Genomic DNA, 396 nt, shown 5'->3' with positions numbered 1-396 from the left:
GTTCCACACGCTGCTGCTCTCCGGCGTGCCGCAGATGTCGCCGCGCCTGGCCTCGGAGGCGCGCCGCTTCACCTGGCTCGTCGACGTGCTCTACGACCGTCGCGTCAAGCTCATCCTCTCGGCCGCGGTCGAGCCGGACGCGCTGTACACCGAAGGGCCTCTGGTGCACGAGTTCCCGCGCACGGTGTCGCGGCTGCGCGAGATGCGCTCGGCCGAGTTCCTCGCCGAGGCGCGGCGCATTGTCGATACTTCGCTGACATGAAAGCCATCCTCTGGCTGGCGGCGGCGCTGGTCTGCCTGCAGGCGGGCGCGGCCGACAGCGGCGACGACGAGCGGGCGCGTCTCGCCAGGGAACGTGCCGCCATCGAGACGCGCTTCCAGGCGCGCGACAAGGAG

1 protein-coding gene is annotated in these 396 nt (G+C 71.2%); it reads left to right on the top strand.

Annotated elements, in window-relative coordinates; genetic code table 11:
- A partial coding sequence (gene zapE, locus D7Y13_RS44480) for an AFG1/ZapE family ATPase (RefSeq protein WP_120631171.1) occupies nt 1-262 on the top strand: 262 nt, incomplete at its 5' end.
- Between the last annotated feature and the right edge of the window lie 134 nt (nt 263-396).

The sequence above is a fragment of the Corallococcus praedator genome, assembly GCF_003612125.1.
In the GTDB taxonomy this organism is placed as follows: domain Bacteria; phylum Myxococcota; class Myxococcia; order Myxococcales; family Myxococcaceae; genus Corallococcus; species Corallococcus praedator.
This window is presented reverse-complemented; position numbering and strand designations above follow the sequence as displayed.